At 55.0% G+C, this 26,335-nt stretch carries 23 protein-coding genes; 16 read left to right on the top strand and 7 right to left on the bottom strand.

What is annotated here, in order from left to right; genetic code table 11:
• Positions 1-220: 220 nt before the first annotated feature.
• Positions 221-949, bottom strand: coding sequence for a suppressor of fused domain protein (locus PLU01S_RS21890; RefSeq protein WP_074830115.1), 729 nt, complete (start codon positions 947-949; stop codon positions 221-223).
• 406 nt (positions 950-1,355) lie between these two features.
• Here PLU01S_RS21890 and PLU01S_RS21885 point away from each other — a divergent pair, with 406 nt between their 5' ends.
• The 3 genes from PLU01S_RS21885 (at position 1,356) to PLU01S_RS21870 (ending at position 3,939) form a co-directional block, all read left to right on the top strand.
• Positions 1,356-2,099, top strand: coding sequence for a hypothetical protein (locus tag PLU01S_RS21885; RefSeq protein WP_139208956.1), 744 nt, complete (start codon positions 1,356-1,358; stop codon positions 2,097-2,099).
• Positions 2,100-2,998: 899 nt separating this feature from the next.
• Positions 2,999-3,463: a type II RES/Xre toxin-antitoxin system antitoxin gene (parS, locus tag PLU01S_RS21875; protein ID WP_074830106.1), complete on the top strand. Its 465-nt coding sequence runs from the start codon at positions 2,999-3,001 to the stop codon at positions 3,461-3,463.
• Complete coding sequence (locus tag PLU01S_RS21870) at positions 3,463-3,939, top strand: RES family NAD+ phosphorylase (protein WP_074830104.1); 477 nt, start codon at positions 3,463-3,465, stop codon at positions 3,937-3,939. The genes parS and PLU01S_RS21870 overlap by 1 nt, the downstream gene beginning before the upstream one ends.
• Here the strand turns inward: PLU01S_RS21870 and PLU01S_RS25480 are convergent.
• Positions 3,933-4,121 (bottom strand): hypothetical protein, encoded by a 189-nt coding sequence (locus PLU01S_RS25480; protein ID WP_139208954.1) that lies wholly within the window; start codon positions 4,119-4,121, stop codon positions 3,933-3,935. The genes PLU01S_RS21870 and PLU01S_RS25480 overlap by 7 nt on opposite strands.
• Before the next feature lie 267 nt (positions 4,122-4,388).
• Between PLU01S_RS25480 and PLU01S_RS21860 the strand changes: the two genes are divergently transcribed.
• From PLU01S_RS21860 to PLU01S_RS21810, 11 genes are all read left to right on the top strand, one after another.
• Positions 4,389-5,543, top strand: a complete 1,155-nt coding sequence (locus PLU01S_RS21860) for a Fic family protein (protein ID WP_074830098.1) — start codon at positions 4,389-4,391, stop codon at positions 5,541-5,543.
• Positions 5,544-5,917: 374 nt separating this feature from the next.
• Entirely contained in the window at positions 5,918-7,705 is a 1,788-nt protein-coding gene (gene atzF, locus PLU01S_RS21855; protein ID WP_074830096.1) for an allophanate hydrolase, read from the top strand.
• A gap of 24 nt (positions 7,706-7,729) precedes the next feature.
• The gene (locus PLU01S_RS21850; RefSeq protein WP_010799269.1) at positions 7,730-8,839 is read left to right on the top strand and encodes a BMP family ABC transporter substrate-binding protein; all 1,110 of its coding nucleotides are present in this window, start codon (positions 7,730-7,732) and stop codon (positions 8,837-8,839) included.
• A 10-nt stretch (positions 8,840-8,849) separates the two neighbouring features.
• A complete protein-coding gene (locus tag PLU01S_RS21845) occupies positions 8,850-9,962 on the top strand; it encodes an ABC transporter permease (protein ID WP_074830093.1) in 1,113 nt (370 codons plus the stop codon).
• On the top strand, positions 9,955-10,875 hold the full coding sequence (locus tag PLU01S_RS21840; RefSeq protein WP_074830090.1) for an ABC transporter permease: 921 nt from the start codon (positions 9,955-9,957) through the stop codon (positions 10,873-10,875). Before PLU01S_RS21845 ends, PLU01S_RS21840 begins: the two co-directional genes overlap by 8 nt.
• Positions 10,876-10,887: 12 nt before the next feature.
• Positions 10,888-11,904, top strand: a complete 1,017-nt coding sequence (locus tag PLU01S_RS21835; protein ID WP_074830088.1) for a formamidase — start codon at positions 10,888-10,890, stop codon at positions 11,902-11,904.
• Positions 11,901-12,590, top strand: coding sequence for a biuret amidohydrolase (gene biuH / locus PLU01S_RS21830; RefSeq protein ID WP_074830085.1), 690 nt, complete (start codon positions 11,901-11,903; stop codon positions 12,588-12,590). The genes PLU01S_RS21835 and biuH overlap by 4 nt, the downstream gene beginning before the upstream one ends.
• A gap of 3 nt (positions 12,591-12,593) precedes the next feature.
• Entirely contained in the window at positions 12,594-14,126 is a 1,533-nt protein-coding gene (locus tag PLU01S_RS21825; protein ID WP_074830084.1) for an ABC transporter ATP-binding protein, read from the top strand.
• A complete protein-coding gene (locus tag PLU01S_RS21820; RefSeq protein WP_074830082.1) occupies positions 14,123-14,797 on the top strand; it encodes a cysteine hydrolase family protein in 675 nt (224 codons plus the stop codon). The genes PLU01S_RS21825 and PLU01S_RS21820 overlap by 4 nt, the downstream gene beginning before the upstream one ends.
• A complete protein-coding gene (hpxZ, locus tag PLU01S_RS21815) occupies positions 14,794-15,201 on the top strand; it encodes an oxalurate catabolism protein HpxZ (protein WP_074830081.1) in 408 nt (135 codons plus the stop codon). Before PLU01S_RS21820 ends, hpxZ begins: the two co-directional genes overlap by 4 nt.
• A gap of 3 nt (positions 15,202-15,204) precedes the next feature.
• Positions 15,205-15,909, top strand: coding sequence for a GntR family transcriptional regulator (locus tag PLU01S_RS21810; protein ID WP_074830078.1), 705 nt, complete (start codon positions 15,205-15,207; stop codon positions 15,907-15,909).
• 141 nt (positions 15,910-16,050) lie between these two features.
• On the opposite strand, the gene PLU01S_RS21805 is transcribed toward PLU01S_RS21810, so the two are convergent.
• The 4 genes from PLU01S_RS21805 to PLU01S_RS21790 all read right to left on the bottom strand — a co-directional run bounded on the left by PLU01S_RS21805 (position 16,051) and on the right by PLU01S_RS21790 (position 18,196).
• On the bottom strand, positions 16,051-16,797 hold the full coding sequence (locus tag PLU01S_RS21805) for a PA3715 family protein (protein ID WP_074830075.1): 747 nt from the start codon (positions 16,795-16,797) through the stop codon (positions 16,051-16,053).
• A 95-nt stretch (positions 16,798-16,892) separates the two neighbouring features.
• Complete coding sequence (locus PLU01S_RS21800; RefSeq protein ID WP_074830073.1) at positions 16,893-17,096, bottom strand: carbon storage regulator; 204 nt, start codon at positions 17,094-17,096, stop codon at positions 16,893-16,895.
• Between the two features lie 245 nt (positions 17,097-17,341).
• Complete coding sequence (locus PLU01S_RS21795) at positions 17,342-17,617, bottom strand: HU family DNA-binding protein (protein WP_074830070.1); 276 nt, start codon at positions 17,615-17,617, stop codon at positions 17,342-17,344.
• Positions 17,618-17,647: 30 nt separating this feature from the next.
• Positions 17,648-18,196: a JAB domain-containing protein gene (locus PLU01S_RS21790; RefSeq protein WP_074830068.1), complete on the bottom strand. Its 549-nt coding sequence runs from the start codon at positions 18,194-18,196 to the stop codon at positions 17,648-17,650.
• 279 nt (positions 18,197-18,475) lie between these two features.
• Here PLU01S_RS21790 and PLU01S_RS21785 point away from each other — a divergent pair, with 279 nt between their 5' ends.
• Positions 18,476-18,847 carry a hypothetical protein gene (locus PLU01S_RS21785; RefSeq protein WP_074830066.1) on the top strand — a complete coding sequence of 124 codons (372 nt, stop codon included), beginning with the start codon at positions 18,476-18,478 and terminating at the stop codon, positions 18,845-18,847.
• On the opposite strand, the gene PLU01S_RS21780 is transcribed toward PLU01S_RS21785, so the two are convergent.
• Positions 18,844-19,122: a hypothetical protein gene (locus tag PLU01S_RS21780; protein WP_074830063.1), complete on the bottom strand. Its 279-nt coding sequence runs from the start codon at positions 19,120-19,122 to the stop codon at positions 18,844-18,846. The two genes, PLU01S_RS21785 and PLU01S_RS21780, sit on opposite strands and share 4 nt — an antisense overlap.
• Before the next feature lie 162 nt (positions 19,123-19,284).
• Here PLU01S_RS21780 and PLU01S_RS21775 point away from each other — a divergent pair, with 162 nt between their 5' ends.
• Complete coding sequence (locus PLU01S_RS21775; protein ID WP_083398001.1) at positions 19,285-25,947, top strand: DUF3320 domain-containing protein; 6,663 nt, start codon at positions 19,285-19,287, stop codon at positions 25,945-25,947.
• Positions 25,948-26,335 lie beyond the last annotated feature (388 nt).

The following is a 26,335-nucleotide window of genomic DNA, read 5'->3' as shown; positions in this document are numbered from 1 at the left end:
GTAGCCAGAATAATGCCTTCTCATAGCCCACTTTAACCTGCCTGGATCCAAGCAAGTTAAAGCATCTCTACAAAGAACCTACCAAGCCTTTCGATAGGGGCCCGAGAGAGTTCAACGAAAGTTAATTAGAGAGGTATCGATCCCGGCTTCACAATGACGCATAGATGCGTACCCTAGAAGCGCCGACTCTAGTTGCCTGTGGTCAGGGACCGCTGATAAGTTAGAAGAATCCAAAGCGCTTTTTACAGACATTCCGCCGGTTCGTCTGGATGATGTCGGAAATACCATGCTTGTCGAATCGCTCGAGCAGCGCATCGGTTCCGCGGGCCAGCTTTAGGTTCATTTCTTCTTCGTATAGCGGAACAATGCTATAGAACTCGATAGTCTTCTCGGGATTGATCTCAAGCCTAAAGAAATCTTGTGGCACATTAAGCGAAGGCAGAAGAATCACGCCGCTAAGCTGCGTATTGTCGGCAAAGGGCTCTGCAGGCTGGCCGTTGGGAATGGTATGTCCCCAACCAAGCCAGGTGTCGTATTTGTGCGGAAACCTTGCCAGGTATTTAAGTTGGCGTATCGGCCAGTACCAGGCTTCATTGGCAAAGGCCTCCTGATCTACAAGCCACTCCTCAGGTAGTATTACAAAAAGCTCCATGAAGCGAGTCGCATCCACCTGCTCCGGGACGTTCATGGGCAGATCGCTCATGCCCGAGGTTACCAGGGTGTGATACGGTCTTTCCGGCGTAGGTTTTACATAGTGAACATCAATGTGGACGGTGTCTGATATCAGCTCGTGAAACACCCAACTCACCTCACCTAGGTGACGCTCGATATGCCCGGAGATCTCCTCGATGCACTCCTCACCATGAGGTGCCTGCCGCTCCTTCTCCCCATCGGTATGGGTAAAGATAGGATTACCTGATAGTGAAACGACATTGCTTTCCTTGCTCATATAACCTCCAAATGATCCCTTGTTTACTGAATTCCGTATGACGCCTGGACTCTAGCCTGCCGTCTCCAGGCTAAGGTAGAGAGCCGTGACCGACTCATTATCCTCGATCGCTGCGCCTGGCTAACGGGCATAGCTCACAGGATTGAAGGGGCCGTATCGCCTTAGAGGTTTGACAGGCTACAAGAGAGGGCAGCTGAAGAACCCATCCCTCTCTTGCAGTAAATAAGCTGCGCAATTCGAGTCCTAAGAAATTGTCTTGATTGCTGCGGGAATCAGGTCCTCCATGACTAACTTATCATCGCTCTAAACAAGGCGCCTGAACACTTGGGCAGATGTCACAGTTACATTTTTATTTACTCGTAATTCTTACTTTGATAACCTGGAATATCGCCTCAAGAAAAGGAAAATGATGCGAATAATTCGTGAATTCAATGACTACTACGACTCGTCTGCTGGATATGGCATTGATATGTCCATTGTCTATCACCGCACGTGCCAGACCTTTATCAAGGAAAAGGGTGCACCTGAGCCCGAGCTTGTGAGTGCTGTCAAAAAGCTTATCGTCCGTTATAACGATCAGGCAACGCTAATCGAATCAGATACCTACCAGCCCTTCTATGTCGGTTTTTGTGGAAAGCTCTACATGGGCCTTTTTGCCTATGTTGACCAGGCGGGCAAGCTTATATCCCATTATAGGGCGCATGAGACCAAGGACGTGGCTAAGCCCGAGTTCTACTGGCACCAGAAGGATTTTGACGAAAAAACACTTAAGGCCACGCTTGACCCACAATCGCTTTGGCATTTTTTTGCGCCCAAGATCGTTACGCTTGAGGACTGGTTCAAGGCCAACCGGAGGACTGAGCCGTTTGAAGCGCTTGATCTCTTTACTGCGCACAAGTTGGTCAGTTTTTGCGTAATAGGTGGGATCGATAAAGGTGTGCAGATCAATCCCTGCCTTAAGGATCTGCGCTTTCAAAAGGTCGTAGACAGCTTTACCGCGTTCCAAGAGATATCGATGTTTATTTCCGGTGTGCTGGGCCAAACCGAAAACCCCATGATTACCACGTCTGATAGGGATCTGGCCATTAGCAAGGGATTTACCCAACTGAGCTTTAGAAAGAAACCCACAAAGCGGCAATGCTCGCGTTAATAGGCATCAGGAGAATATCTCTATGACCTCCTGTTAAACACTGCGCAGTATCGGCCACCGGCTGCTATCAAAGGGTTATGCGCAGGGTTTCTCGCGCAAGGCCTAAGTGGCCAGCATAAGAGCATTGCTGGTCATTGGCACTGGGATATTCCAGCAAGACCAATAAGTAACCTTTAAGCATCATTGATAGATTAAGATTAACCCGCCAGAGATCTACGCATACCCTTGCGACTCACTGCCAGAAGTAATGCTTATTACCGTTGACGGTGTATGAGCCGGTATAGCGTACGGTTGTCCAAAGGAGACTCCCTCTAAATAGTTTATTAGCTCCGCCAATCACGCGATGGCCCTCTCCAGACCGGAGAGGGCGCAAAGTGAAAGGTGTTTCATGTCATACGACAAACAAGCGCGGCAGGTTCGACGCACTAGAGCCAAAGTCGCTATTAATCGACAGTTAACGATTAGCCATTTCTACTACTCAATCGACAGCGGTTTTTTTATAAAACCCCAGGGTAGATGGCGCAAACAAGCTGCCCTAAATTGCGGCCAGGCGGGATGCTTTCTATGCGGCAATCCGCGCCGCGTAGACAACGAGCTGACGTTAGCTGAGCGACGTGCAGGCCACAACTTTGAGGCAGGCCTTTTGGAGTATTTCAGCCATGGTGAATAGAGTAGTCTGACGTAGGCCAGCATGGCGCTCCCGCTTTCCTAAAGCCTTCCTGAGACGCCAGCTTACCTTAGAAGCCACTACGCAGTAGTTGGGCATAAAGATCTCGGCATCTGACCTATACGGTTGGTAGACGTGCCTTCGTCGTTTGCCGTATCCACATCATTGCAAGAGGTCTATACTTCATTTGATGATGTTTTTACGTCATTTGACGGAGGAGAAATCGATCACTATGAACATCACAACCACCGAACGGCGTCTGCCTAAAAAGACAGAAGTTTCGTCCGCCATGTTTTGGGATTTCAGTCTTCAACGGGATGCCTTGAATGAGTCCGAACGGCTTGTTCAAATCAAGGCGGGCTTTCCTGCGGTGCTTGGCCGAGCCATGAGCCAGACCTTTGGTGTTTCAGAGGAAATCATTGCAGGTGTGCTGGGCCTTTCGCTTTCTACATTTGAGCGACGAATGCGGGATAAAAAGGCTTTTGATACGGTAGCGTCGGAGCGGCTGGATCGAATAGCGGCTATTTCCCACCAGGCTGAAGAGATCTTTGGCAGCAGAGAGGTGGCTGCGCAGTGGATGGCACGGCCCAACCAGGCGCTTGGTAATGCAACGCCGATTGTGCTTTGCGAGACGGAGATTGGTGCCATGCAGGTTCGTCGTGTGCTAAATGCCCTTGAGTGGGGCGGTGTGGCCTGATGCGTGGGTGGAGGGTAGCAAAAGAAAGACGTGCAACGGACCTGACAGGAATGGGGGCAGCTATTGCCGGTGGCAGATGGAACCACCCGCGTACCCCTGCCGTGTATATGGGGCTTACACCGGCCATTTGTAGCCTGGAAACGTTTGTTCATACCAATGGCGAGCCTGTGGAAGGGATGAAAATCACGGAGTTTGAGCTGCCTGAAGACAAAGATCTGTATCTCGAACTTGAGAACGAACTACTGCCCACTGGCTGGAATAGCATCCCCTATGATCGCCCCAGCATGGACTTTGGTACTCGCTGGCTGCAAAGCCGCTCACACCTGGGATTGATTGTTCCTTCGGCTATCCTGCCGTTGGAGCGTAACGTGGTGATAAATCCATTTCACCCAGAGGCACGCCTAATCAAAGTATTAGAAGTCTATAACTTCACCTTTGACCCTCGTATGTTCGAGAGGCCAAGAACGCCTCAATAGCTCCAGGCGCTGCCCTGAGTCTTGGCATAGGGGGAATAGCGCATGATGTGTGTGCGGTAACGGGCGTCATAATGGCATTGCTCGACCAGCGTGTCGCTGTGGTAGACGTTCAGGGTGGGCGTTAGCCTATTGCCAAGCGCACTTTCCGCTTTCGTCTGGATAGGTCTGCTTTGACAGATCAATAGTTTTCCCTGTGCGCTCGCTCGTATAGTTAAAGCTGTAGATCAAGGCACCCTGGGTAACCTGGCCGGTAATGGTGCCGTTCAAAATCTCAAGCCAGGTATGTTGAAATTCCCAGGGACGATCTTCAACTTGACCTTCGCGCCCGTTATCCATCAATTGGATCTACTAAGAATTTTTGTAACCGATGAGCCGATTAAATTGTATAATCGGCTCATCTAAAGAGCCGATTGAGTAGTGTATTTGGCTCGTCGTACCGAGGCACCTATATGCAATCCCTGAACTGGATCTGGCAGCAACCGGAGTGGCCAGCTTTTACCTGGCAGGAAAACGATCTGGTTCAGATTTTACGAGCCTGCAACCAGGCGCAAGGACGATTGCTTGGTATGTCCTCTACAGTCGAAGACTACACCGGGCTTCAAAACAATCTGGATACCTTACTGCACAATATCGTGACTTCTTCGGCGATAGAGGGGGAGCAAATCAATGTAGGCTCGGTACGCTCATCTCTTGCACGTCGCCTGGGCCTTGCCGATACCGGTAAACCCAGCTCACGCAGTGAGGGCCTGGCTGAGTTGTTGCTCGATGCCACGGGCAATAGGGCCCAGCCCCTTACACTGGCTCGACTGTACCAGTGGCACCGATGGCTTTTTCCCGAGGACGCGTTATTTTGGGGTGTACATATTCGTATTGGTGCACTGCGTGGTGACGAACCGATGCAGGTGGTCTCGGGCCGGCTCGACCAGCCGACCGTGCATTTTGAAGCGCCGCCCCGGGCAGGTCTTGAACACCAGATGGACCTTTTTATTGACTGGTTCGAGCGTAGTCGTCAGGAGCCGGGCCTTGATCCGTTGCTGCGCGCTGGCATAGCCCATTTCTGGTTTGTAACCCTGCATCCCTTCGACGATGGCAATGGCCGGCTTACCCGTGCGCTTACCGATCTGGCGCTTGCCCAGGGTGAGCAGCAGTCAATCCGTTTATACACCATGTCGGCAAGCATTCTTGATAACCGTAATGAGTACTACAGGATTCTTGAATCCAGCCAGAAGGGTACGCTGGACATCACCGCTTGGCTGAAATGGTTCCTGCGAACTCTCCTGCAAAGCCTGGAACAGGCAATGGCGCGCATTGATCGTGTGCTGGCAAAGGCCCGGTTCTGGCACAGCCACCGCACCGATGAACTATCGACCGAGCAGATAAAGGTGCTTAATCGGTTGCTTGATGGTGGTACGCGTGGATTCGAGGAGGGCATTAGTGCGGCTCAATACAAGGCCGTGGCGCAGGTCTCCAAGGCTACGGCCACGCGCCACTTGAGCGATCTCCTGAGCAAGGGCTGTATTGTTCGTTTGCCTGGCGGCGGGCGCAGCACGCGCTATGCGATTGCTCCAGTAAACACTGTTCTGCCCAGTCAGCCCGATAGCTGATCATCCTCTGGTTAAAAGACTGACCTCAATTAGCGTTATGATTTTCTGACCTAAGCTTGTCCCTGTCTGGTCAGCGGTATTTTCGAATGCAGACAGCAGGTACGTTTCTGGCCGTCACTACTCCATTTCATCCTGATGAGCCAACCTGAAATTGATAAGAGCGTTCTTCGGTAGCTCAGTCAAGCTATCCCTGTAATAGCGCACAACTTATGCTTTATGCGCTTTGCTAGTGCATACGATGCGTTACATCGGTGTACCCAAATACCCGCTATACGCTAGATAGCACTGCGTCCATGCTGCTTTAGGTTACCTCATGAACACTGGCACAAAGCCTGCTATGTAGAAATTCAAACTTGTATACAAGAATGAACTCTATGAGTGCTTATGCGATTAGCCAGTTGACTCGGCGTTACTTAACGGGTGAGACAACCCCTAGTCAAACCGTACGCGCCTTATCTGCTGCAATCCTGGCGGGAGAGCGACCAGAGACATGGATCTATCGCGTCTCGCCCGAGCAGCTCCTGGCACGAGCCTGTGAGCTTGAGCAACAGGCAAGTCGGTTGGGAGAAGCACTTTGGGAAACGCTGCCCCTTTACGGTATTCCCTTTGCGGTAAAAGACAATATTGACGTAGCAAGGCTTCCCACCACGGCCGCCTGTCCCGAGTTCAGCTATGAGGCCCAGAACAATGCCTCTGTCGTGCAGCGTCTGTTAGATGCAGGCGCCATCCTGGTAGGCAAGACCAACCTTGACCAGTTCGCGACAGGCCTGGTGGGCGTCCGTTCGCCCTATGGCATTGTTCGCAACGCAGTTGATGAAGATTATGTATCCGGTGGGTCCAGCTCGGGCTCGGCTGTAGCCGTTGCGCTGGGATACGTCGCGTTTGCCCTGGGGACTGACACGGCTGGCTCTGGACGAGTACCGGCAGGATTCAATGCAATAGTAGGCCTCAAGCCAAGCCTTGGGTTGCTCAGTAGCCGAGGACTGGTACCTGCCTGCCGCAGCATCGATAGTATTTCAATTTTTGCTGCCGATGCGGCCAGTGCCTGGCAGGTCGCAAGGATAGTTGCTCATTATGATCCTGAGGATGCCTTCTCTCGATCAGTGCCGATGCGGCCCATCCAGCGTCGGCAGCGCAGGGTCGCCGTGCCGGACGATCTTGAGTTCTTTGGTGATAACCAGGCGGCAGAAGCCTTTGCCCAGAGTCTTGAGCGGTTGCGCCAGGACCCAAGTGTTACGCTGTCTACGGTTCCTTTCGATGTGTTTACAGAGGCTGCAGCGCTGCTCTACCAAGGGCCTTGGGTCGCCGAAAGGCGCGCTGCGGTAGGGCAGTTGTACACAGATCAGCCAGACGTCATTCATCCTGTGGTAAGAGCCATATTGGCTGAAGCGGGCCGTTTTTCGGCTGTTGATACCTTTAACGCTCTGTATCGTTTGAAAGAGTTAACACGCCAGGCTAAACAACTTTTGGCCGGCATTGATCTACTGCTTGTTCCTACGGCGCCCTGCTTGCCGACCATAGAACAGGTCTTGGCTGATCCATTCCAGAGCAATACCCGCCTGGGTTATTACACCAACTTTGTCAATCTCATGGACATGGCGGCCTTTGCCTTACCAGCTGTGCCTAGGCAGGACGGCTTGCCCGCCGGGATTACATTGATTGGTCCGGCAGGCTCCGATCATTACCTGGCCGAAACGGCCGCAAGCTGGCAGTCCCTCTTTGGTGGTGAAAATCAGAGCGATGAAATAGCCCTGGCCCCCCTGGACAGTACTGAGCCCAGCATTGACGTTGCGGTAGTCGGTGCTCACCTCTGGGGACAGCCGCTTAATTGGCAACTGCTTGAAAGCGGGGCGCGGCGTGTGGCGTGTACCACGACCAGTGTGAATTATCGTCTCTATGCACTAGCCAATACCGAGCCGGCCAAGCCCGGCCTTGTCAGAGTCACCGAGCAAGGCGTCGCCATTGAGCTTGAGGTGTGGGTCATGCCGCTACGCCATTTCGGCGCCTTTGTCGCCGCCATTCCTGCTCCACTAGGCATCGGCTCGGTAGAGCTGGCGGATGGGCGCTGGGTGAAAGGCTTTATCTGCGAGCCGGTAGGTTTGGCCAGCGCAGAAGATATCTCCAAATTCAACGGCTGGCGCGCGTACCGCGCATCGCTTTGATCTCTTTCTATTAAGGATACCGCCATGAACTCATTTGACCGTCGCGACTTCATCAAGCTGGCCGGACTGATCGGTCTTAGTGCCGCGCTGCCCCTCAGCTTGGCCCTGGCCGCAGACAAGCCACTGATTGTTGGCTTCATCTACGTGGGTGCCCGGGACGATTTCGGTTACAACCAGGCGCATGCCCAGGCCGCAGCCATCATCAAGACGCTGCCCAACGTGAAGGTGATCGAAGAGGAGAACGTACCTGAGACCGTCGCGGTACAAAAATCGATGGAGGCAATGATTCGCCAGGACGGTGCCACGCTGATTTTTCCTACCTCCTTTGGCTATTTCGATCCGCATGTCGTCAAGGTCGCCAAGAAGTACCCAGATGTCCGGTTCGCCCATTGCGGCGGGCTCTGGCAGGAAGGCAAGGATCCGGTGAATGCTGGCAGCTTCTTCGGCTATATCGATGAAGGTCAATACCTGAACGGCGTTGTGTCGGGCCATATGAGCCAGTCTAAGAAGCTTGGCTTTGTTGCAGCCAAACCAGTGCCTCAGGTGTTGCGTAACCTTAATGCCTTTACCTTGGGTGCGCGCTCGGTGGACCCAAGCATTACGGTGACGGTAATCTTTACTGGTGATTGGTCGCTACCGGTCAAGGAAGCCGAGGCGACCAACAGTCTTATCGACCAAGGATGCGATGTACTGACCTGTCACGTGGACGGACCCAAGGTCATTGTGGAAACCGCTGAAAAGCGTGGCGCAATGACCTGCGGCTATCATGCCAGTCAGGCAGCCCTGGCGCCGAAGGGCTACCTCACCGGTGCCGAATGGAACTGGGAAACACCTTACCGTGCCCATGTCGAGGCGGCGCAAAGCGGTAAGTCGATGATCAACTTCATGCGCGGCGGCCTCAAGGAAGGCTTCGTAAAGACCTCAGCGTACGGTCCCAAGGTGAGCGAAGCAGCCAAACAGCAAGCCGATGCCATCAAGGCGCAAATGCTCGAAGGAGGATTTGTAATCTTTAAGGGTCCCATCAAGGACAACAGGGGCAACGTCGTGATTGCGGACGGTACCAGTCAACGTCAGACCGATGTCGTGCTCGAGCGCATGAATTATCTGGTCGAAGGCGTCCAGGGTCAGATCTGAGGCTTGTTATATGAGTAGCCTTGATAACAAGGTACGAAGCCTGGTGGCCAAGGCACTGCCTGGCCTGCCCACGCTGCTTGCTGTGCTGTCGTCTTGTGTGCTGTTCCTGTTGTTTCTCGCTGTGCAGAACAAGCCGGCGCTGGAGGCGGGTGCCCTGGTGATTGAAGGCGCGTTCGGCTCTTCCTTCGCCTGGGAAAATACACTCCAGCGAGCTGCGCCCCTGATGCTGACCGCGCTTTGCGTCGCACTGCCGGCCCGGGCCGGGCTGATTATCATCGGCGGGGAAGGGGCGCTGGTACTTGGTGGCCTGGCCGCTGCGGTACTACCGCTGTGGCTGCCGGCGCTGCCCTCCATGCTGATGCTAGCGCTGATGGGGCTGGCGGCCATGCTGGTGGGCGGCCTGTGGATCGGCCTCTCCGGCTGGATGCGTCAGAAGCGTGGTCTCAACGAGACGATTGGCAGCCTGCTGCTTTCCTACATCGGCATTGCACTGTTCCGGCAGTTGGTCGAAGGACCGTTGCGCGATCCGGCCAGTCTGAACAAGCCCTCGACCGTACCGCTCGATGACACTTATCTCATCGGCACCGTCAGCGATGCCTTCGCGGTGCATTGGGGGCTTGTGGCGGGTGTTATCGCCTGCCTGTTGGCTTACATCCTGTTGCGCCACAGCGTCAGCGGATTCTCATTAGGCATCGTGGGCGGCAATGTTCGAACTGCTCGTATGCTTGGCCTGTCGGTTGACCGCCTGGTCTTGATGACCTGCCTGCTGGGTGGCGCGGCCGCGGGTCTGGCAGGTATGTTCGAGGTTGCGGCCGTACAGGGTAGCGCGAACGCCGCGCTGATCGCCGGTTATGGCACTAGTGGCATCCTGGTTGCCTTTGCCGCCCGGCATAACCCAGTTGCGATCATCGTGTGCGCAACACTGTTGGGTGGTGTGGAAGCGAGCGGCAGCCTGCTACAGCGCCGCCTGGATCTGCCCGATGCGACCACGCTGATTCTCGAGGGCATTCTGTTTACTAACTTGCTGGCCTGGGAAGCCTTGAGCAAACGCATCACGGGTTGGCGCCTGCGACTGCTTGAGAAATCGGCGTCCTCGGCCGCAGGAGTGCCCAGCCATGGCTAATATTGATTGGCTGACATTCTTTCTGGCTCTGCTGGCAGGTGCCGTCCGGGTAGGAACGCCCTTTCTGTTCGTCAGCCTAGGTGAATGCCTGACCGAAAAAGGCGGGCGTATCAACCTGGGTCTGGAAGGGATTCTGGTGGCCGGCGCCATGACTGGTTATGCCGTGTCCTATCTCTCTGGCTCACCCTGGCTGGGCGTACTGGCAGCCGGCAGTACCGGTCTGGCCCTGGGACTCCTGCACGGCATCGTCTGCTCGCTGCCCAAAGTCAACGATATCGCCTTTGGTATCGCCCTCATTCTGCTCGGAACGGGCCTTGCCTTCTTTCTTGGCAAAGCCTTCATCCAACCGCAAGCGCCCATGCTGCCTTCGTTTTCGCTGGGGCAGTGGAGTGCCGATGAACGGGTGCGCTCGACGCTCAATATCAACGTGCTATTTTTCTTGGGCGTTGCCCTCGCCATCTTGCTGCCCTGGGGGCTGCGCAGTACACGCTGGGGCCTGATGCTGCGCCTGGTCGGTGATCATGTAGAGTCGGCCCAAGCACTTGGTTACCGCCCAATCAAGGTACGCATCTGGGCAACGTCCATAGGCGGCTTTCTTGCGGGCGTCGGCGGGGCCTATCTGTCACTGTACTACCCGGGAAGCTGGAATGAGGGGCTCTCTAGTGGCCAGGGACTGATGGCCGTTGCCCTGGTGATCTTTGCCCGCTGGCAACCCCTGAACTGCCTGTGGGCCTCGTTGCTATTTGGTGCTGCCGGTGCCATCGGCCCCGCCCTGCAGGCGGTGGGTATCAGTACAGGGTATTACCTGTTTGCCGCCGCACCTTATGCCCTGACGCTGCTAGTGATGTTTATCACCTGCCAACCTAACCGCACCCTGACTGGCGCCCCTGGCGAACTCAGTCTCACCCGATAGAGGTTAATACTCATGTCCAGTGGACTTGGTGGTTTGAATAAGTCGCCTAATGGCGTCGTGATCGGTCTGGCTCAACTGTCGCTGCCGGATCCTCATACCCGTGAAGCGCTGTGGACGCAGACCCAAAGGGTCGTGGAAATGGTCGGTAAAGCCCGGCGCGGCATGCCTAGCATGGATCTGATCGTCTTCCCGGAGTATTCCCTGCACGGGCTGTCCATGGATACCTCGCCCGAAATCCTGTGCTCTCTAGATGGTCCGGAAGTGGCCGCGCTGCGCCAGGCCTGCGTAGACAATAGGATCTGGGGCTGCTTTTCCATCATGGAGGCCAATCCCAGGGGCAATCCGTTCAACAGTGGAATCATTGTCGACGACACCGGTGAGATTCGCCTGTATTACCGCAAGATGCATCCGTGGGTGCCGGTTGAACCCTGGGAGCCGGGCGACCAGGGAATTCCTGTCTGTGAAGGTCCCCGTGGCAGCAAACTGGCACTGATCATCTGTCACGACGGCATGTTCCCAGAAATGGCTCGCGAGTGCGCCTATAAGGGGGCCGAAATCATGATCCGGACTGCCGGTTATACCGCACCGATTCGCCATGCCTGGCAGATTACCAATCAGGCGAATGCCTTCTGCAACTTAATGCAAACCGCCAGTGTGTGCATGTGCGGCTCCGATGGCACATTCGATTCGATGGGCGAAGCCATGTTCGTCGATTTTGACGGCGGCATCATGAACCAGGGCGGTGGGCGCGCCGACGAGATCGTCTGCTGCGAAATGCGTCCGGACCTGGTGCGTGAAGCGCGCCTGCACTGGGGCGTGGAAAACAACATCTATCAGTTTGGCCACCGCGGCTATTCTGCCGTCAAGGGTGGCGCGCAGGATTGCCCCTATACCTATATGCATGACCTGGCTGCGGGCCGTTACCGGCTGCCCTGGGAGAGTGAAGTCATCCACACTGATGGGACCTCCTGCGGGCTTCCCGCCCCGGAACGCCTGTTTACCCCCCTCTACCCAGGAATGATCCCATGAATCTACGTCATCTCGCCTCAGCGCCTTATCCCTGGCCCTATAACGGTCGGCTCGACCCGGCCAACACCGCCTTGGTGATCATCGACATGCAAACTGACTTCTGTGGTGTCGGCGGCTATGTCGATACCATGGGGTATGACCTTTCGCTGACCCGCGCACCGATTGAACCCATAAAGCGTGTCCTCGAGGTCATGCGGGCACAGGGATTTCCCATCATCCATACCCGCGAAGGCCACCGCCCCGATCTGGCCGATTTGCCCGCCAACAAGCGCTGGCGGTCGCAGCGTATCGGTGCCGGCATTGGCGATGACGGACCTTGTGGACGCATTCTGGTACGCGGCGAGCCGGGATGGGAGATCATTCCGGAGCTGGCACCGCTGCCAGGCGAGATCATCATCGATAAGCCCGGCAAGGGATCCTTCTATGCGACGGATCTTGAGCTCGTCTTGCGTAACCACGGAATCGACAACTTGGTTCTTACGGGGATCACGACCGATGTCTGTGTCCATACCACCATGCGCGAGGGTAACGACCGTGGCTTCGAGTGCATCCTCCTCGAGGACTGCTGCGGTGCAACAGATCACGGCAACCATTTGGCAGCGCTTAACATGATCAAGATGCAGGGCGGGGTCTTTGGCGCTGTCGGCAATTCGTCGATGCTACTCGATGTGCTGGGACGGGCCTGATCCATGCGTGCCCTGAGCATGGAAATTATCGGTGCCGGCAAATCCTTTGGCAGCTTGCGCGCCCTGGCGGACGTATCGCTTAAGGTCAGGGCGGGAAGCGTGCATGCCCTGCTAGGCGAAAACGGCGCCGGCAAGAGCACCCTGGTCAAGGGAATTGTCGGTTACGGTCCGCTCGATGAGGGCGCGATTGTCGTGAACGACCGAGAGCGGCAGATCCGCACGCCCATAGACTCCCATGCGCTGGGGATCGGGATGGTCTACCAGCACTTTACCGTGGCGCCGGGACTCAGCGTCGCGGAGAACCTGGTGCTGTCACGGAACGACCTGGGTTGGCGTATCGACTGGTCGCAGGAGCGTGAGCGGCTCGCGGTCTTCATGGCACGTATGCCGTTCCGGCTCGATCTGGACCGTCCCGTTAGCAGCCTGGCAGCCGGCGAAAAACAAAAGCTCGAAATTCTCAAGCAGCTGTATTTGGAACGGCACTTCATCATTCTCGATGAGCCGACATCAGTGCTGACGCCACAGGAGGCCGATGAGGTGCTGGGGCTCATGCATGACATGGCACACCGGGGCGAGATCTCGGTGTTGATGATTACCCATAAATTTCGTGAAGTAACCGCCTTTGCCGATGATGTGACGGTGCTGCGAAAAGGCCGCCTGGTCGGTAGCACCGCTGTTTCTGCGACGTCACCTGAGTCGCTGGCGATATGGATGATGGGTGAGGCGGATACCCGTACGGTTGCGCTTGAGCGACCTGCCGTAGCAAACAGCGCTCCGCGATTGGAGGTCCAAACGCTCGATGTGCCGGGTGACAAGGGTACACTTGCGGTCAGCGGGCTTTCGCTGGCCGTACGGCCGGGAGAAATCGTAGGAATCGCGGGGATTTCCGGCAATGGTCAACGTGAGCTTACTGAAGCCTTGCTCGGTCAGCGCAAGGCCAGCGGGGGTGAAGTCCGCGTAAACGGTAATCCCTATCGTGCTAGCCGCCGCGAGATGCAGCACATGCACGTTTACAGTCTGCCGGAAGAGCCGCTGCGCAATGCGTGCATTGCCAACATGAGCGTGGCGGAGAATCTGGCCCTGCGCAACTTTGACCAGGCGCCACTGTGCCGTCAGGGCTGGCGCATCGACCGCCGAGCGATTCGTACACAGGCCAAGGCTCTTATCGAGCGCTTCCAGGTACGTCCAGCTGATCCCGAACGCCCCATCGGTACGCTTTCTGGTGGTAATGTTCAGCGCGCCGTACTCGCCCGCGAACTGACCGAGGGTGTATCGGTACTGATCGTATCTAATCCGGTTTTTGGGCTGGATTTCGCCTCGGCTGCCTTGATTCACAGACGGATCGTCGAGGCCCGAAATGCAGGCGCGGCGGTCCTGCTGCTAAGCGAGGACCTAGATGAACTACTTGAGCTGTCTGATCGCATCCTGGTGATGCACGACGGGTATATTGGGTTCGAGACCGATATAGCCCAGGCAGACAGGACCGTACTGGGACACTACATGGCCGGCGGCAATGCCCAGACGGAGGCTATATGATTTGGGTTACGGCTAATCCTAATGATTTCAGCTTCGAGCCGGCCAATACCGCGCTGGTCGTAATCGACATGCAGCGTGACTTCATCGAGCAGGGTGGTTTTGGTGCTGCGCTGGGCAATGACGTGACGCCACTAAAGGCGATCGTTCCGGCTGTTCGGCGCCTGCTCGAACTGGCTCGTCAACAGGGCATGTTGGCTATCCATACTCGGGAGTCACATCTTCCAGACTTGTCCGATTGCCCGGATGCCAAACACGCACACGGCCTGCCAGGATTGCGTATTGGTGATCCAGGTCCGATGGGGCGTATTTTGGTACGTGGCGAACCCGGAAACCAGATCATTGCCGATGTCGCACCGGCCGAAGGCGAGTGGGTGATCGATAAACCCGGCAAAGGCATGTTTTATGCGACTGGCCTGCATGAACGTCTTCAGGCACGTGGCATCAGCCATCTGCTATTTGCCGGTGTTACCACTGAAGTGTGTGTTCAAACCAGCATGCGTGAGGCCAATGACCGCGGGTATCGCTGCCTGTTGATTGAAGAGGCGACAGAAAGCTATTTCCCCGCATTCAAGCGATCCACGCTGGAAATGATCGTCGCTCAGGGGGGCATTGTCGGCCGTACTGCGTATCTGACGGCCCTGGAGGCCGCTCTGCAAGAGGATAGACCATGACTTCGATTTCCGTAATCAACCTCCCTAGCGTAGTGGCTTCGGTGACGGCTGCCTTCAAAGACTATGAACGTGCGCTGGTCGCCAATGAGCTGGAAACGCTTGATGCGTATTTCTGGGAGTCCCCATATACCGTGCGCTTCGGCGTTGCCGAAAATCTCTATGGCAGTCAGGCTATTGCCGACTACCGGCGGGTCTGCCAACCGGTAGGGCCAGGCAGACGCTTGTATAATACTGTCATCACAACCTTTGGTGAGAACTGCGCTACGGTCAGCACCGAATTCAGTGATGGCGTTACCTTGCGTGTGGGGCGCCAGATGCAAACATGGATGCGGCTCGACGGAGCCTGGAAGGTCGTGGCAGCCCATGTCAGTATTGATCTAGGTACATTGGAATCCCGCGGATAGCTTATGACCCAGTTCCAAAGTAACGCACTGGCTGAGCAGATCTATATCAGAATCAAGCAGGAGATTTTTGATTTCTATCTGCTCCCTCATGATCGCTTCACTGAGACTCAGCTAGCCGAGCGCTATCAGGTGTCGCGAACACCGGTACGCGACGCTCTCTATAGGCTCCAGCGTGAAGGGTATCTTGATGTAGAGTTTCGTCGTGGCTGGATGGTCAAGCCATTGGATTTTACTCGTATCGATGAGCTGTATGATCTGCGTATCGTGCTGGAGTCCGCGGCAGTAGAGCGCCTTTGCAGCCTGCCTGATTTAACGGAGTTACTGGAAGATCTCTGGCAGGTATGGACTGTCCCGGTAGACAGACGTCAATCTGACATGCAGACAGTGGCTGGACTTGATGAAGCCTTTCACAATGGCTTGGTTGCGGCAGCCGGCAACCGTGAAATGCTGCGATTACACCGAGAGGTCACTGAACATATACGCATCGTTCGCCGTCTGGACTTCACTCAGCGTGCCCGCATTGAAGAGACTTACAATGAGCACGCCAGTATTCTTAAGGTACTGCTCTCCCGTAAACGGGATGAAGCGTTGCGAATGCTGCGTGCGCATATCGAGCAGAGCAAGATTGAGGTCCGCAAGTTGAGTCTTTCGATGCTTGCAGAGGCACGGCGTCGATACGACAATCCATCCGCCGCGCTTGCAAAATAAAGCACAGACATAGAGGTGTCATGCCCTCACCTCCTGCTAGCCTCTGCTGTATGCTTCATAGCGCCGACCAAAGTAACGAAAGACGTGTTAGTACGCTGTTTCTACTGCTTTCCTTGACATCCATCGCCTCTGGCCCCGCCTTTACGGTGTCAGAGCCTTTAATTCACGTGGGACGGGGTAATGATGCCCGTTAAAGGTCAGCGTATATCGGTGCTGGGTGGTTTTCTCATCCTGAGGCATACACGTATCTGATGTGCCCATGACTTCACGATAGGTAGAGATGCGTTGAGTCACAGCCAATGAATGCAGCCCATGTGATGTTGCGCTTCCCAGGGCAAGCGTAGCGGCCGATTCCTCATATCTTCCCTGGCAAACAGGGTCTGTTTCGCCAGAAAGTGATTCAACCAACAGATCCTCCAATACAGGCTCAGGTCCGCTCTTTCCTGCGATGTAAAGTGTCAGGGATGTCTCTGAAAAGGGATAGCCACCTGAGTTATTATGGCGGCCAATTCTCAAGCCAAAGGCGAGTACATCGTCGTTGAGCTTATAGGGCGCTGTATCAAACGTGAGTTTGCCAACATGGATAGCATCATAGCCGAGACGATTCTCTTCCAGGCGGCGGGCAATTACCCTGGACGTGGCCGTGTCCACTAGCAGCAGTTCAAGGTCTTCACTGCCAACCTGGTAGTCGCCATCGCGATTTAGCCCCGCGGCAACAAGGGTAATTCCGGGCCGGGCTGGCCAGACCTTGCAGGTTGAAAGCTCAAGATCGGCCTTGTGGTCAGGTCCATAGACTTGGCCAAGGATCTTGTTTACCGAGCAGTCCTGAGCCAGGGCGGCAGGTGAGAGGAGCAGGGTCAGGGCAGCGGCCATCCAGGCACGTGGCATAAAAAATCCTTTTTGATGGTATCGGGTACGGTGATCACGCCTTTGGCATCAGGGGCCTTGGGCAGACAGGAGCCCTAGTAACAGGCGCAGCCGTCTTAGCTTTCAATCAGCTCTTCGCGAATGATAGAGATGTCCTGCGGCGCCTCGATCAGGACGCGGGCCTTGCCGTTTTGGGCATGGGTAATCGAGAGCATGATCCCCTCATGGCGCAGGGCATCAAGCACCTGGGCTTCATCACACTCGGGGTCAAGCAGAAGAATGATGTTTTCGCCTTCCTGGCGAGTTAGAACGAGTCCCATGCTGGCTTCCTTGCTGGGGTATTGAGAAACGCGGTGGAGAGCCTGTAGACAGGATGAGCTATCCCGATAATCCGCGCAGCCGTACCGCATACTCTATATAGCATACGAGGTCTTAAGCAGAGACAACAACAGGATTTTCCTGAGGGCTCTGTAAGCCCTTGGCTACTGCTGCGGGCTTCGGAGCGCTCCCTTCGCTTGCCATAGAAAAAGCCCCGCTGGGCAGGGCTTTTCGGACAGTACGAGGATCAGCTGTTCACGGCATCCTTCAGGCCCTTGCCAGGCTTGAAGGTGGGATTCTTGCTGGCTGCGATATCGATTTCCTGTCCGGTCTGCGGGTTGCGTCCCTTGCGCGCCGCACGTTCGCTGACCTGAAAGGTGCCAAACCCCACCAGCGCCACCGTCTCTCCCTTGGCCAGCTCGTCGCTGATTACCTCAACCAGTGAGTTCAGGGCTTTTTCTGCCATGGCCTTGTTCAGGTCTGCCTTTTCGGAGATGGCCTGGATCAGTTCAGATTTGTTCATGTGTCTACCGTAGAAATATTAAACAGGCACTCATGATAGCCTGACTGCCATCGATGTACTAACCGCTCTGGCCTGGGGCTGCAGATAGCCTCGCTCGGCCAGCGACACGCAGCCCTCGGTCGCCACGACAACGTGATCAAGTGTTCGGATACCGACCAGAGCCAGTGCACGGCTGAGCTCATCGGTAAGGTCGTAGTCGCGCTCGCTGGGCTCAGGATCACCTGAGGGATGGTTATGCACGAGGATCACGGCGGCCGCGTTGTGCACAAGCGCTGCTTTGACAACCTCCCTGGGCGGCACCGCGACATGGTCAATCGTCCCGGTAAACAGCTTGCGATAGGCGATTGAGCGATACCGGCTGTCCAGGAAAACTACGGCAAACACCTCGTGCTCATAGTCAGCCAACAGGGTTTGCAGATAAGGGAAAACCTCTCGGGTCCCGGTGAAGGGCAACCCCCGACAGAAGCGCCGACGCGCCAGAGCTCTGGCCATCTGCAGGATATCCTGCTCGGTAACAGGCCCTTCAATAACATACGTCCCGTGCGTCTCACCGGCTTTGAACTTTTGATGAGTACTCATAGGTGTGAAGCGCCTCGATCAGTCGCAGGTTATACATCCAGCGTCTCATCGAAATCGGGTGATGCAAGAGACCAGCCGTCGCGCAATCGAAAACGAATACATTAGACATGTTCACAGACGAAGACGCGTGAAACACAACCCGCTCTTCACAACTACTTCGCGAGAATAAAGGCCCGCCATGCAACAGGGAGGCTCTCTAGATCAATGGTTTGAAAGATTTTTATTTAATCGTTAGGCTGCTTGTTAACGCCATGCCTGCCCTTAACAAGGACGTAAACCATGAATCAAAGGCTGATCCCTTGCGCCTGTCTGGCGCTACTCTGCGACATGGGCTTTGCTGCTGAGCCTATACCTAACCAACAGCCTGCGACGCGTGACCTACCCAGTGCAGACTGGCCTGGTCATTGTCGCCAGGTTGCTCAACTCTGGAGAGACGTTGCCGAGATTCGAGATAACGGTCTGGGAGAAGACCTGACCCGGCAATTTGTTATAGGGCCAACGTTTGATAACGAACCTGAAGTACAACGAATCAGCGCCCTGGCAGTCCCCGTCGTTTTTCATGAGGAGGCTGATTTGTCACCCGCTCAGGTGGAAGAGGTCAGATACAAGGAGTGTCTGGTCTATCCTCTAGCATCAAATAAAAAGCGCTAGCCGACAGGTCTCGATTTTCTCACCAAGCGCTTGTAGGTATCGAACAGCGCCAACGGGTCTGTATCGAAGCGCCGGAGTTGGTTGCGAGTTCTCAGCATGCGCGACCATTTGGCATGGCCACCCTCGCTTAACGATACCGCTCCAAGCTCTAACAGATAGTCCATAAAGGACAAAGGCGCTGCGCTGTGAGAGATACGGTCAAGAGTATGGTCCCGCTCAAGTGAGAGAAGCAGCTCAATGCTTTCTTCATTAATCGAGAGTTTGTCGCAAGTCATAAGCTCGGTCAAAAGCTAGCACTTGCTGGCTCTCCCAGGCCGCTCCGCTTATCGGTAATCCAGCGGCAACGACTTAAGAAATTAACCCAATGGCCGATGCATCAGATGACAAGCACCAAAAGTGCAGGCTGAAAATCGAATTTTATCGTACGGAGTGTATTCATGGACGAATTGGAGCTGCCCTTTGTCGACCGAGACGCTGAGGTACTTAGGGTAAGTAACGAGCCGGAACCTATACCGACGATAAAAATCCAGCATACCATCGTGTCAAAGCTGAACCTCGCTGACTACCAAAACGCTATACCCGTCATTCGAGAGCTTAAGATTATCAATGAGACGCAGCAGCGGTACCACGAGCTCGTGTTGTCACTGTCTTCTTCGCCAGAAATCTTTAAGCCTACGACTTGGCATATCGACTCGCTTTCTCCTAACACTCATCAGCAGATCGCTGGACTTGACTTAGCGCTTGATGGTGCCCTGCTAGCGCGTCTAGTTGAATCAGAGAAGGCTACGCTGACCTTCACGTTGAAAGCTGCGGAAGAAGAAATCGCCAGTATAGACGCTGTACTTGAGCTCTTGCCGCGGATGCAGTGGGGTGGGCTGTCACATATCCCTGATATGACTGCAGCGTTCGTGCAGCCTAATGATCTGGCCGTAGAACGGCTGTTGAGAAAGGCAGCTGATGTTCTGCGTAAAAGTGGCAAGAGTCCAGCGCTGGATGGGTATGCCGGTGGGGCCAAGCGTGCATGGGAGATTGCTTCGTCGATCTGGGGCGCTATGGCAGGTATGAAGATTGTCTACAGTCTACCTCCAGCCAGTTTTGAGCAGTACGGCCAAAAGGTAAGAAGCCCTAGTCATATCACCGACACTGGACTCGCTACCTGTTTCGACCTTGCTTTGTTTTTCTGCGCCGCGCTCGAGCAGGCGGGCCTGAACCCTGTATTGGTCTTTACCCAAGGCCACGCCTTTGCAGGCGTGTGGCTAAAGGCGGAAGAGTTCTCTACGACGCTCATTGATGATGTCACGGCGCTTCGTAAGCGCTTGAAGCTCAGCGAGTTGGTGCTTTTCGAGACAACCCTAATTACCCAGTCCTCCATCCCACCTTTTAGCTACGCCGTCGAACGGGGAGCCGCGCAAGTAGCTGATGAGGAGGAGCACACGTTCGAAATGGTACTTGATATCCGCCGAGCGCGCCTACAGCGCATCAAGCCCATGGCCAGTGCTGAGGCTCAAAACATTAACGTAGATGTAGCCGATGCTAGACATGGAGCTGAACTGCTGGTCGAAGATGCTCCTTCGTTACCCGAGGAACTAGAAAAGGTCGAGATCGAGGATTTGTCCAAACTCGACCCTAAGGACCGATTAGGGCGGTGGCAGCGCAAGCTGTTGGATCTGTCGCTACGTAACAACTTGCTAAACTTCAAGGCTGGTAAACGTGCGCTCAAGCTAGAAGCACCCGATCCGGCTGCACTGGAGGACGTATTGTCGGCCGGGCAGGCGCTCAAAATGCTGCCACGGCCTGATTTTATGGACGGTGCTGATCCCCGCGAGCGCGCTTTGTACGAGCAGCGTGAGCGTCAAGACGTGCGACGGGCACATGCCCTCGACGGATTAAAGCGCAAAGAAGTATTCATTGGGCTTTCAGGACCGGAAATGGATGCGCGCCTGACCGAGCTCTATCGTGGCGCACGGTCAGCGATGCAGGAGGGAGGCGCTAATACCCTATTTTTGGCAATCGGCTTTCTGAGCTGGACGCCTGAAGAGCGTGCAGGTAAGAAGTATCGGGCTCCGCTTGTACTTGTCCCAGTACGCCTTGAGCGGCGTAGCGCTCGATCTGGATTCACCCTTCATTTGCATGACGATGAGCCTCGCTTCAACCCGACACTCATCGAAATGTTGCGAGAGGACTTTGAGCTAGGGCTGGGTAGCTTGGAACATGAGCTTCCTCGGGATGAGTCCGGTCTTAACATCACGCTTATTTGGAAGACGGTGGCCAATCTAATTAAGGATGTGGCGGGCTGGGAGGTAAGCGAGGAGATTTATCTTTCGACGTTTTCCTTTGCCAAATTTCTCATGTGGAAGGACCTTTCCCAGCACGCTGACCATTTACGTGACAGCGCGGTTGTTCAACATCTGTTGGATACGCCACGGGATGCTTTCGCTTCGGACGTGGCCTTCCCAGATGCTAAGCGGCTTGATGCCGACTATGGTCCGGACGAGGTCTTCTGCCCGCTTCCTTCGGACTCCTCGCAGCTGGCAGCTGTTATGGCAGCTTCCAAAGGCAAAAACTTTGTTCTAATCGGCCCGCCTGGTACCGGCAAGAGTCAAACGATTGCAAACCTGATTGCGCAATCTATTGCCCAGGGCAAGCGAGTGTTGTTCGTTTCCGAAAAGATTGCAGCTCTGGATGTCGTTTATCGTAGGCTTAGGGAAATCGGGTTGGGCGAGTTTTGCTTGGAGGTCCATTCCAGCAAGGCAAGTAAGACCGATGTACTGGCGCAGCTGCAAACCGCTTGGGAGGCAAAGGGGCAGACCGATCCCGCTCTATGGCGAGCGGAGGCGGAGCGCCTCAAAGCGCTGCGTGACAGCCTTAACCTCTATGTTGATTGCTTGCACAAGCAATACCCCAATGGCTTATCTATCTTCACAGCAATCGGTATCGTGACCTCAAATCGAGATCTCAGTCCGATCGCTTTAGCTTGGGCTTCGCCTCATTATCACAGCCGGGTTGAAATGTTGGCGCTTGAGGATCTGGCTAACCGGTTAGAGGTAAATGCTGACGCCGTAGGCTATACCGCGCTGAGGGAGCATGCGTTACTTGGTGTAAATCAGGTGGACTGGTCACCAAAGTGGCAGGCAGAGTTTATGCAAATTTCGCGCGGTATGATTCCACTCGCACAAACTTTGCAGCGTGCAGTCGATCGTTTCCTTGAGATTACTCGACTTCCGCGGATGACACTCACTCTGCGCGGTCTCGAGAACCTGGCAATCCTGTCCTCTGTGCTGCTTCAGGCTGCTGGGCATGATTGGCGCTTTGTACTACGGCCAGATATTCGCACTCTTACCATGCGGCTCGGTGAAGGTTGCGAATTGCTGAGTCAGCATCAGGCACTGACAGCTCGACTGAGCGCGCCATGGCCTCCATTATTGCTTGGCAAGACGGAAGAGGCTCTGGCGCTACTTCTTCGTCGTCGCGCGCTTACGGCAGAATTTGGTCCGACTTGGTCAGCCGAGGTGCTAGAAGGACTCAGCCAAGCCATCGTTTTGTTGGAACGCTTGGCTGAGCTACAGCGACAACTAACTGTTAGCTATACCGAGGCAGTGGAAACGCTGGATGTTTATCAATTGCTGGAGCACTGGCGTAGAGCTGAGCAATCATTCTGGCCGAAGTCCTTTTTCGGTATGCGTAAAATTCGGGAAACACTGGGTAAGGCAGCCGATAGTCACGCAGCTGTAGAAGTGGCTAAGGATCTGCAGACCTGGATCGATATTCGTGCCGTACGCAAGCAAATCGACGACCTCATCTTATGCGAGCAAGTCGGTCAAGGTTGGCAAGGCTGGCGTTCCAATCCGGCTCATTTGTTTGCCGCCATTCGCTTGCAGCAAACTATTGAACTGCAGAAGGCAGACGCTGTTTGGACGGACTCTGGCTTTGAACCTATCGAGCAGGGAACGTTAGGAGAAGCGCTAAGGACAGACCTGGTTCGGCTACGCGAGATCGCGCAAATGACCCGCGAGCTTGAAAGCTTCCAGGATCTAAGAATCGCTACCGACGGGTTATGGAGTGGTTTGGCCACTGTAGTCGACCCGGTAAAAGCCGCGTTGTCCTTTCAGCGCGCTCGTGCAGCCATCAATGCCCAAGGAACACTGTCAGAGGATCATGAGCTCGTTGCCGCTGGCCACTGTGGTCAGGCCATGCAGCAGGATTGTTTGTTGCTCAAGCAGCGTGCAAGCGTCGAGCGTAGCTTGAGCGAGCTTGATGATCTTCGCGATATGGTACCGGGTCTGTGGCAGGGGCTTCGCACCCGCCAGGAAACCGTCCGGCAGGCTATAGCGTTTCAGGCAGCTCTGGCAGGCACGATAGCTCGACTGGCGACGCAACCGGAGGAGCTGGTTGCCTGCAAAGCAGCGCTAGGTGTGTTGCTGGGTGATGGCAACGCCTTGCTTGAGCCTCAAGGATCCGTGGCGTTCGCCGGCGAAGCGCTGCGCGAGGCATTGGAGGCACTTAATCAACAGCATGGGGTCATGCGGACTGTAGGCCATTTCTCAGCTGAGGTTTCGGCGCTGAATGATCCGACCCTGGATTGTCTGCTTGAGCGGTGCGAAGGGTTGATTCGTTCGGAGCCGCGGCTTAGGGCCTGGTGTGCTTGGCAAAAAGTGCGAGACGAGGCCGCCGCCGTAGGTCTCCTGCCCTTGGTCACCGCCCTAGAAGAGCAACAGATAGCGCCAGGCACCACGCTGTTAGCACTAACGGTCAACTATGCCCGCTGGTGGCTCAATGCAGTAGTGGATCAAGAACCGGCAATCCGAACATTTGTAAGCGTCGAGCATGAGCAACGCATCCGTGACTTCCGTGCACTTGATGATCGCTTCACGGCTCTGACGCGTGACTGGCTACGTGCGCGGCTATGCAGTGACCTACCCAGTCAGGAGTCGGTTACTCGTAATTCCGACTGGGGAATACTGCGCCATGAGATGGGTAAGAAATCTCGCCATATGCCGCTTCGCGAGCTTATGTCTAAAGCTCCTGATGCTCTAGCTAAGTTGACGCCGTGCCTGTTAATGAGTCCGCTGTCCATTGCCCAGTATTTGGCGCCAAGTGCGACACCGTTCGATATTGTTGTATTCGACGAAGCCTCACAGATTCCCGTGTGGGATGCCATCGGTGCCATGGCACGCGGAAGGCAGGTCGTAATGGTGGGCGATCCGAAGCAGCTGCCGCCTACCTCTTTCTTTGACCGTGCCGAATCCAGTGTTGAAGACGACGATGTGGAGGCTGATCTCGAGAGTATCTTAGATGAATGCATCAGCGCGAATCTGCCAACCCGTAATTTACGTTGGCACTACCGCAGCCGGCACGAGAGTCTGATTGCATTCTCCAACCAGCGTTACTACGAATCGAAGCTGATCACTTTCCCTTCGCCGGTTACCGCAGATACGGCCGTACGGCTCTGCAAAGTTGACGGTGTCTATGAAAAAGGCATTTCGCGCACTAATCCTATAGAAGCACGGGCCGTAGTAGATGATCTGGTCGCCAGGCTCAAAGCGCCAGGTTTTCATGAAAGCGGTCAAACTATTGGCGTGGTGACCTTTAATGGTGAGCAACAGCGCTTGATCGAGGATCTGCTCGATAAGGCTCGTGCTACCGATCCGCTATTGGAAGTATTCTTCGCCGAAAGCCAACTTGAGCCGTTGTTTGTTAAGAATTTAGAAAGTGTGCAGGGGGATGAGCGAGACATTATTTACTTCTCAACAACCTATGCCAAAGACCAGGCCGGGGTGATGTCAATGAACTTTGGGCCGCTGAACCGGCAGGGTGGCGAGCGGAGGTTGAACGTTGCCGTGACCCGTGCACGGCAGGAACTACTGGTCTTTTCTAGCCTGCGGCCCGAGCTTATCGACCTAACGCGGACCCAGTCGGTTGGGGTACGCGATCTAAAGCATTTTCTTGAATTTGCTGAGCGCGGTCCGCGAGCCCTAGCAGAGGCGGTCAGCGGAAGTGTCGGCGGCTTTGATAGTCCCTTTGAACAGGCTGTTGCGACCGCGCTGAACAAGAAAGGCTGGCAGGTACATACGCAGGTCGGGGTGTCGAGCTTCCGGATCGATCTGGGTGTTGTCGACCCTGACGCCCCTGGCCGCTATCTTGCCGGCGTAGAGTGCGATGGCGCTACTTATCATCGAAGTGCGACGGCGCGTGACCGCGACAAGCTACGCGAGCAGGTGCTTCGCGGTTTAGGGTGGGAGATTCTGCGGATCTGGTCGACCGACTGGTGGATCGATGCTCAAGAAACTGCCAACCGTGTCCATAGCCGACTCACCGCCTTGCTCGAAGTATCGAGAGCCAAGCGTCGAGATCTGGAAGCTAAGGAACAGGCTGCCCGCATTGCGGCTACTAGAGACGCGGATGCACTTGCTGCCTCGGATAATATACAAAGAGAGGAGGGGGCCCTGTCGCCCGAAGCCGAAGCGGAGGTGCCTAAGGCGGTAGAAGATGCTGTGTCACCAGCGCTCTATGCGCGAGCAGTCGATCTACATAGTCAATCCGGTCGCGTGGAGCAGGGAGTTTGTAGAGATAAGCAAATATATGCTGAGTCTAATCCTGAGGTGATACCAGGAATTGATCCTGCCGCCTTCCTAAACGCTGGGTATGATCCAACGCTTGAGCAGCTGGTGGCCTATGTAATTGCCGCAGAAGGGCCGGTACTCGATCAGACGCTGGCGCGACGTATCGCTCGCGCTCATGGGTGGACAAGGACCGGAGCACGGATTCGGGATCGAGTGCTGGAAGTGGCACGGCGGCACCACCGTAGCCACGAAGAGCCAGCAGGTGAGTTTTTCTGGCCTGATAATATGCCAACCAATGATCTTGTCGTAGCCCGAAGGGCCTGCCCGGAAACTAGCGGGCGGCCAGTGGACGAAATATGTCTGGATGAGCTGATGGCGCTTGCTAGAGAGCTGATGGCGGATGGGGCGATAGGTGGGGAGGAATTGCTTTGCACCATGGCATACGAATTAGGTCTGCAAAAGCTCAGCGCAGCTAATCGTTTGCGCTTGTCGCATGCCATAGAGGCAGTAATAAGTAGTTCCGGAAAGAAATCACTCTGATCGGAATAATAGGAATACTGTCAGAGCACAAGGTGCCTGACAGTATTATCCATTTGCTCCTCGATATACCAAGAAGCTTAAACGTGTGGGATGCCAGCCTGGCTCGATCCTCGCGATAAGGGCCAGCACATCACTGCGCCAGTGAGAGTTCAGATAGCTGGAAGGCTACCTCATTTTGAGAGAAGGCAAAGGCGTCTTGAGTGAGAGGGAAGGCAGTCATCGTGGGCTCCTGGCTGTGTCCGATAACCCCACCTTGCCCTACAAATCCGCTGATGCAAGCCCACTCAGGCCAATAAATATGGCTACAAAAAAGCGGCTATTTTCGGGAAATCAGGATGTATATTTCTGTATGTCTTATTCTACTTGCGCTTGTTCAAATCCCACAGTC

This window comes from Pseudomonas luteola NBRC 103146 (assembly GCF_002091675.1).
In the GTDB taxonomy this organism is placed as follows: Bacteria; Pseudomonadota; Gammaproteobacteria; order Pseudomonadales; family Pseudomonadaceae; genus Chryseomonas; species Chryseomonas luteola.
The sequence above is the reverse complement of the archived record's forward strand: the minus strand, read 5'-3'. Positions and strand labels throughout refer to the sequence as shown.

What these genes read in the sequence shown, in the direction of transcription:
- PLU01S_RS21780 (WP_074830063.1), bottom strand. Translation starts at nt 19,122, where the DNA reads ATGACTTGCGACAAACTCTCGATTAATGAAGAAAGCATTGAGCTGCTT.
- PLU01S_RS21810 (WP_074830078.1), top strand. Translation starts at nt 15,205, where the DNA reads ATGACCCAGTTCCAAAGTAACGCACTGGCTGAGCAGATCTATATCAGA.
- biuH (WP_074830085.1), top strand. Translation starts at nt 11,901, where the DNA reads ATGAATCTACGTCATCTCGCCTCAGCGCCTTATCCCTGGCCCTATAAC.
- PLU01S_RS21870 (WP_074830104.1), top strand. Translation starts at nt 3,463, where the DNA reads ATGCGTGGGTGGAGGGTAGCAAAAGAAAGACGTGCAACGGACCTGACA.
- PLU01S_RS21845 (WP_074830093.1), top strand. Translation starts at nt 8,850, where the DNA reads ATGAGTAGCCTTGATAACAAGGTACGAAGCCTGGTGGCCAAGGCACTG.
- PLU01S_RS21820 (WP_074830082.1), top strand. Translation starts at nt 14,123, where the DNA reads ATGATTTGGGTTACGGCTAATCCTAATGATTTCAGCTTCGAGCCGGCC.
- PLU01S_RS21890 (WP_074830115.1), bottom strand. Translation starts at nt 949, where the DNA reads ATGAGCAAGGAAAGCAATGTCGTTTCACTATCAGGTAATCCTATCTTT.
- PLU01S_RS21785 (WP_074830066.1), top strand. Translation starts at nt 18,476, where the DNA reads ATGAATCAAAGGCTGATCCCTTGCGCCTGTCTGGCGCTACTCTGCGAC.
- PLU01S_RS21805 (WP_074830075.1), bottom strand. Translation starts at nt 16,797, where the DNA reads ATGCCACGTGCCTGGATGGCCGCTGCCCTGACCCTGCTCCTCTCACCT.
- parS (WP_074830106.1), top strand. Translation starts at nt 2,999, where the DNA reads ATGAACATCACAACCACCGAACGGCGTCTGCCTAAAAAGACAGAAGTT.
- PLU01S_RS21800 (WP_074830073.1), bottom strand. Translation starts at nt 17,096, where the DNA reads ATGGGACTCGTTCTAACTCGCCAGGAAGGCGAAAACATCATTCTTCTG.
- hpxZ (WP_074830081.1), top strand. Translation starts at nt 14,794, where the DNA reads ATGACTTCGATTTCCGTAATCAACCTCCCTAGCGTAGTGGCTTCGGTG.
- PLU01S_RS21840 (WP_074830090.1), top strand. Translation starts at nt 9,955, where the DNA reads ATGGCTAATATTGATTGGCTGACATTCTTTCTGGCTCTGCTGGCAGGT.
- PLU01S_RS21795 (WP_074830070.1), bottom strand. Translation starts at nt 17,617, where the DNA reads ATGAACAAATCTGAACTGATCCAGGCCATCTCCGAAAAGGCAGACCTG.
- PLU01S_RS21775 (WP_083398001.1), top strand. Translation starts at nt 19,285, where the DNA reads ATGGACGAATTGGAGCTGCCCTTTGTCGACCGAGACGCTGAGGTACTT.
- atzF (WP_074830096.1), top strand. Translation starts at nt 5,918, where the DNA reads ATGAGTGCTTATGCGATTAGCCAGTTGACTCGGCGTTACTTAACGGGT.
- PLU01S_RS21850 (WP_010799269.1), top strand. Translation starts at nt 7,730, where the DNA reads ATGAACTCATTTGACCGTCGCGACTTCATCAAGCTGGCCGGACTGATC.
- PLU01S_RS21885 (WP_139208956.1), top strand. Translation starts at nt 1,356, where the DNA reads ATGATGCGAATAATTCGTGAATTCAATGACTACTACGACTCGTCTGCT.
- PLU01S_RS21860 (WP_074830098.1), top strand. Translation starts at nt 4,389, where the DNA reads ATGCAATCCCTGAACTGGATCTGGCAGCAACCGGAGTGGCCAGCTTTT.
- PLU01S_RS21835 (WP_074830088.1), top strand. Translation starts at nt 10,888, where the DNA reads ATGTCCAGTGGACTTGGTGGTTTGAATAAGTCGCCTAATGGCGTCGTG.
- PLU01S_RS21825 (WP_074830084.1), top strand. Translation starts at nt 12,594, where the DNA reads ATGCGTGCCCTGAGCATGGAAATTATCGGTGCCGGCAAATCCTTTGGC.
- PLU01S_RS21790 (WP_074830068.1), bottom strand. Translation starts at nt 18,196, where the DNA reads ATGAGTACTCATCAAAAGTTCAAAGCCGGTGAGACGCACGGGACGTAT.